Genomic DNA, 5,865 nt, shown 5'->3' on the forward strand with positions numbered 1-5,865 from the left:
GCCCACCACCCGCCTGCCCGGCGCGCGCCGTTTCGAACTGCAACGCCGGGCGCACCGCGAGGGGGTGACCCTGCCGTGGTCGCTGCATCAGGACCTGTTGCGCCGCGCCGGGGGCGCGGTCGCAACCTGACGGGGCGCGCGCCCATCGTCAGCCGACCATCACCGTGCCTTGCACGGGTGAACAAAAACGGGCCTTCCCCCTTGGGAAAGGCCCGTTCTATCTGCTACGCATGCGCGGCGCGTGGCGCGCGTCCGGCAACCGCCCGGCGGGAATCAGGAAAGCTTGGTGCGGTAGTGGAAGTTGGCGGTCACGCAGCGGGTGTGGCGCAGCTCCACGGGGTTTTCCTCGATGTCCATGGCCACGCGGCGGATGGCCAGCAGGGGGTGCCCCACGGGCACGCCCAGGCGCTCGGCATCGACCTTGTCGGCGGCAACGGCGGTGATGCTTTCGTCCGCCTTGGCGATGGTGACGTTGAAGCGCTTCTGGAAGAAGTCGTACAGCGTGTTGGGCAGCGACCCCACGGGAATGGCCTCGATGCCCGGCATGCGCGCGCAGCTCAGGGTGATGCGCTCGTTCAGCAGCGGCACGCCGTCCAGTGAACGCACGCGCTCTATGCGCAGCACCGGCGCACCCAGGGCGATGTCCAGCGCCGCGGCCTCTTCGGCGTCGGCCTTGCCGGGGGCGGCCCCCAGCACTTCGGAAATGGGCAGGGTGCGCCTGTCCTCGCAACTGACGATGCGGAAGAAGCGGAACAGCGCCTCGTCCGCGTCGAAGGTGGCCACCGCCGTCCCCTTGCCCTGATACCGCACCACGCGGCGCTCGGCGGTCAGCTCGTTCAGCGCCTTGCGCAGGGTGCCGTGGCTGACGCCGTATTCTTCGGCCAGCACGGGTTCGCTGGGCAGGAAGCTGCCCGGCGCCCATTCACCGGCGGCAATACGGCGGAGCAGTGATTCCTTGACCTGTTGGTACAGGGGGTTGAAGGCGGGCTTTACGGGCATGTGCATCTATGGGGGGTTCCGGAAGCCGTGGGCTTCCTGTTTCTGGTCGGGTCTTGCAAAAAATATAAGATACCAGTCTTGCCGTTTGCTGTCTTGCAACTATCCGAGAAACGGGCGCAACACAAGAGGGTGATAAGGGATGAAACCGGCCAGACACGCGGTGTGGCGGGCCTTTCGTTGATGTTGGTTGATCGGGCAGCCGTGCGCCGACACGGGGCGCGGGGTGGCCCGCCCGTGCGCTGCAATGGCGCGGAAATGGCGGTGCCCTGACGGCGGCCCGCCGTCAGGAAACCTGCGTCTCTATGCGCAGGCCGTACTTTTCGATCTTGGCCAGCAGGGTGGGGCGCGAAAGCCCCAGCAGGCGCGCGGCCCGGGTGCGGTTGCCCCCGGTAAGGTGCAGCGCCTCGCGCACCACCAGCCGCCCCACGTGGTCCATCAGCGCATCGAACACGTTTTCGCCGTCGCTTTCGCTGAGGGTGCGGCGGATAAGCTCCTGCATGGTCTGGTCTGCGGCCAGCGAAAGGTCGCAGGCCGGGCCTTCCCTGCCGGGACGCACGCCCCGGTTGGCCTCCAGGGCCTGCTTCAGGTCCTGCTCGCCCAGCGGCCCGCCCCGGCTGAACACCAGCGCCTTGTGCACGGTGTTGCCCAGTTCGCGCACGTTGCCCGGCCATGGCTGCGCCTCCAGGTAGGCCAGCGCCTCGGGGGTGATGCCGGGGTTCGGCATGTCCATCTCGCGCGAGAAGCGGGCAAGGAAGTACCGGGCCAGCGGGGGAATGTCCTCGCTGCGTTCGCGCAGGGGGGGCAGCCACAGGGTGACCACCTTCAGCCGGTAGTACAGGTCCTCGCGAAAGCGCCCGTCGGCCACGGCGGCCTCAAGGTCGGTGTTGGTGGCCGCGATGATGCGCACGTCCACGGGAATGGGCTGCCTGCCGCCCAGCCGTTCGATCTGCTTTTCCTGCAACAGGCGCAGCAGCTTGGCCTGGATGCCCAGCGGCATGTCGCCTATTTCGTCAAGGAACACGGTGCCGCCGCCCGCCTGTTCTATCTTGCCCACGCGGCGGTTGGTGGCGCCGGTGAAGGCCCCCTTCTCGTAGCCGAACAGCTCGCTTTCCAGCAGGGTGTCCGGAATGGCCACGCAGTTGATGACAAGGAACGGCTTTTCGCCGCGCAGGCTGTGCTGGTACACGGCGCGGGCCACCAGTTCCTTGCCGGTGCCCGATTCGCCCCGCACCAGCACCAGAGCGTCGGTGGGCGCGGCCCGGCCGATGGCCTTGTACACCTGGTGCATGGCCCGGCTGGTGCCCACCAGGGCCTCGCCCAGCGCCTCCTGCCTGGTGCCGTCCTCGCCGTCGGCCACCATGTCCACGCGGGCGCGCATGCGGCGGCCCGCCTCCACGGCCTGCTCGATGAGCGCGAGGATGTCCGGGATTTCGAACGGCTTCAGGATGTAGTCGAAGGCCCCCAGCTTGGTGGCCTCGATGGCGGTTTCGGTGGTGGAGTAGGCGGTCATGATGACCACCGGCAGGCGGGCGTCTATCTCGCGGATGGCGCGCAGGGCGGTCAGGCCGTCCATGCCGGGCATGCGCACGTCCATGATCACCAGTTCGGGCAATTCTTCGCGCACCAGCTTTATGCCCTGCTCGCCGGTGGATGCGGCGCGCACGTCGTGGCCTTCTCCGGCCAGCAGGCGCTGGAAGCTCTGGCGCAGCTGCAGTTCGTCGTCGACGATCAGGATCTTAGCCATGAGTCGTCCTTGCGGGCGGGCAGCACGATGACGAAGGTGGCCCCCTTTCCGTGCGCCGAATGCAGGTGCAGCCAGCCGCCGTGCTCCTCGAAGATGCGCCGGGCGATGGGCAGGCCGAGGCCGGTGCCTTCTTCCTTGGTGCTGAAGAACGGCTGGAACACTTCCTCGCGGATGTGCAGGGGCACGCCGGGGCCGCTGTCCGCAATGCGGATGACCACGGCCCGGCCGAGGGGATTGATGATGCCCTTTTCTTCCGTGATGTCCAGCGTGCCGTCGTAGCCCATGGCCTCGCAGGCGTTGAGGATGAGGTTGACCAGGGCTTCCTTGAGCTGTTCGGCGTCGCCGTCCACCACGGGCAGACGTTCGGTGCGGTGCACGGAGACGGCCACGTTGAACGATTCCAGGCGGTGCTTGAGCAGTTGCAGGGTCATGTCCACCACGTCGGACGGGCTGATCGGCTGCATGCGCAGGCGCGGGCGACGCGAGAATTCCAGAAAGTTGGTGACGATGGCGTCCAGGTGGCGGATTTCCGCGGCGATGACCTCGAAGTCCTCCTGCTGCTCCTTCTGGTCCGGCCCCAGCTTCAGGCTGCGCTCCAGCGCGAACAGGCGCAGCTTCACCGAGGTCAGCGGGTTGCGGATGGAATGGGCCACCCCGGCGGCCAGCTTGCCCACCAGGGCCAGCTTTTCGGTCTGGCGCAGGGTTTCGTGGCTTTCTTCCAGCTGCACCTGGGTACGGTGCATGGTGTCCAGCAGGTGGCGCAGGCGGCGGTCCAGCACCTCCACCTCGTTGCCGTAGGCGTCGGCATCCTCCAGCCCTTCCAGCGCCAGGCGGCGGATGGGCCCCAGCACCTGGCGGAACACCACCACGGCCAGCAGCCCCGCCAGGAACAGGACCACGAGCATCAGCCCCAGGGCATCGGTGGCCGGGTCCGCATTCCAGGTGCCGAAGGGCGTGGGCAGGGACAGCCGTCCGCTGGCCATGAGCAGCGGCAGCGCGGCGGCGGCCATGGACGTGGCCGCCAGCGCGGCCAGCAGCAGGCCGATGCGTACGCGCAGGCTGGGACGAAAGCGCACCACCCTGGGCAGTATCCAGTTCACCATGGCGAGTCCGTGGGCCGAATTGTGAGGTTGCGGTACCGGTATGTCAGTGGGTCAGGGGCGGTTCTAGCCCAATTTGCGCGCGGTAACAACGAGAGGGGCGGGTGGCCCCGGGCTGGCCGCGATGTGCCGGGCCAGCCGCAACGGTATGGGCGGGATAGGCATGGGCTGGGCAGGCCGGACCGGATGCGCAGTTGGAAGGGCTGGCGGCGCGCGGGCCCCTGCGCGTCCCCGCATGTCTCCATGTGCAGGAGCAAGAGAGTATTGCTGCAGCATGTCCAGCCACCTTGTGGCCCATCCCAAAGAACGGTAGGAAGGCAGGGCGGACCCGCACCCCGCTGCCTCGCTCGCACGGGGGCAGGCCCGCCACCCTGACGCCGGGAGGCCCCATGACCGACACGCCGACACCAGATGCCCGCCCCGACGGTACCCCGTCCGGCGGCGTCCGCCCCCTGCCGCGCGTCCTGCTGGTGGACGACGAGCCGGAAAGCACCGAGATGCTGGCCCTGCGCCTGGGCAAGCGCGGTTTTCCGGCGGCGCGCGCGGCCAGCGGAGAAGAAGCGCTGGAACATCTGGCCCGCCAAGGGGCCGACGTGGTGGTCATGGACGTGAAGATGCCGGGCATGGGCGGCATGCGCGCGCTGGAGCGCATCCGCACCGAGTTTCCGGGGGTGGAGGTGATCATGCTTTCCGGCCATGCCGACATGGAGGTGGCGGTGGAGGGCATGCGCCTTGGGGCCTTCGGCTACCTGATGAAGCCCACCGATTTCGACGAACTGCTGTTCAAGATCGAGGACGCCTACACCCAGTGCCAGCTCGAGCGCAGGGCCGCCGCGCGCAAGGGGCCGTAGGGCTGTTCCCAAATTGACCTTTTGTCCGTTGGCTTCCGACCCGAAGGGCGCGGGGCGTGGCCGTTGGGCGAGCTTGCGAGCCCTGCGGACATCGTGCGCAACGCGGTCAAACTTCGCCCGCCATGGCTCTGCTTTCCTTATCCGTGCTTTGCTGTCCCCATCCGTAAGATCCGCGCTCCGCGCTTACCAACGGCTGGGGCAAGGTTCGCAAGCTCACCTAACGGCCAGGGCTCGGTCGAATACGAGAAGAGTATGTTCCCTCATGACGGTTTCGTTTTCCTTGCCAACGAACAAGAATCCTAATTTGGAAATAACCCCCTAACGGCGCCGCCGCAGGGGGGGCAAACCAACATCCACCCGGAAAATAGCCATGGGTCTGTTCTGCTGGCTGCCTTTCCGCCGCAAGCGGCGGGACGAGGAGCGCGCCGCCGCCGAAGAGGCCTTCGCGGCGCGGTATCACCGCTTCAAGCTGGTGCTCAATGCCTGGGCCAAGCTGCAGGAAGTGATGACCGAGATGGAGCTGGCCCTGTGCTGCATCCATCCCTTCGGCATGCAGACGGTGCGCTCGCTGTGCACCCGCATCACCACCCAGGTCTTCCAGTGCATCCGTCAGCTGGATGAACTGGCCCCCGGTCGCTACCTTGAACTTTCCGCCCGCTTCGACGCGATCCAGGCCGAGGTTTCGGCCATCGTCTATGGCCGCCCCGCCACCATGGACGGCCCGCTTGCCCTGCCCTTCGGCCATCCGGACCTTACCCTGCCCGACCTTGCCGACCCGGCCCTGACCCGGCTGGGGGAACTGCGTGCGGCGTTGGCCCCGCGCGACGGCGAGGCTGCCGCCTCCGTGGCATCCGGCGTGCCGGGCGGCGTGCCCGACGGGTTCATCGTCACCGCCGCCGCCTGCCAGCGGCTGTTCCGCCATCAGGGGCTGCAGGAGGAGATCGGGCGGCGGGTGCAGGCATCGGGCGGCATCAGGCCGGACAACCTGCTGGATCTTTCGCCCGCCATCGTCGGGCTGATCCAGGTGGCGGAGGTGCCGGACGAGGTGTCCGACGCGCTCCTGGACGCCCTGTCCGCCCTGCGAAAGCGGGTTGCCGCGCGGTCTGGCGCGCGGGGGCGCAACATGCGCCTCTTGCTGCGCGGGCGGGTGTGGCCCCAGGGGTCAACGGGC

Annotated in this window: 5 protein-coding genes; 2 read left to right on the forward strand and 3 right to left on the reverse strand. The window is 68.1% G+C overall.

The features are described from left to right. Positions 1-273 precede the first annotated feature (273 nt). The 3 genes from FVW20_RS06110 to FVW20_RS06120 all read right to left on the reverse strand — a co-directional run bounded on the left by FVW20_RS06110 (position 274) and on the right by FVW20_RS06120 (position 3,846). The gene (locus FVW20_RS06110) at positions 274-1,005 is read right to left on the reverse strand and encodes a GntR family transcriptional regulator (protein ID WP_167123991.1); all 732 of its coding nucleotides are present in this window, start codon (positions 1,003-1,005) and stop codon (positions 274-276) included. A gap of 277 nt (positions 1,006-1,282) precedes the next feature. Next, positions 1,283-2,743, reverse strand: coding sequence for a sigma-54-dependent transcriptional regulator (locus FVW20_RS06115; RefSeq protein ID WP_196608736.1), 1,461 nt, complete (start codon positions 2,741-2,743; stop codon positions 1,283-1,285). After that, positions 2,728-3,846 carry a sensor histidine kinase gene (locus FVW20_RS06120; protein WP_196608737.1) on the reverse strand — a complete coding sequence of 373 codons (1,119 nt, stop codon included), beginning with the start codon at positions 3,844-3,846 and terminating at the stop codon, positions 2,728-2,730. The genes FVW20_RS06115 and FVW20_RS06120 overlap by 16 nt, the downstream gene beginning before the upstream one ends. Before the next feature lie 386 nt (positions 3,847-4,232). On the opposite strand from FVW20_RS06120, the gene FVW20_RS06125 reads away from it, so the two are divergent. Then, positions 4,233-4,694: a response regulator gene (locus FVW20_RS06125; RefSeq protein ID WP_196608738.1), complete on the forward strand. Its 462-nt coding sequence runs from the start codon at positions 4,233-4,235 to the stop codon at positions 4,692-4,694. 370 nt (positions 4,695-5,064) lie between these two features. Then, positions 5,065-5,865 (forward strand): PEP/pyruvate-binding domain-containing protein (locus FVW20_RS06130; RefSeq protein ID WP_231038918.1); only part of this gene is annotated, 801 nt, incomplete at its 3' end.

Origin of the sequence: Nitratidesulfovibrio oxamicus (assembly GCF_015731765.1) — a bacterium.
In the GTDB taxonomy this organism is placed as follows: Bacteria; Desulfobacterota; Desulfovibrionia; order Desulfovibrionales; family Desulfovibrionaceae; genus Cupidesulfovibrio; species Cupidesulfovibrio oxamicus.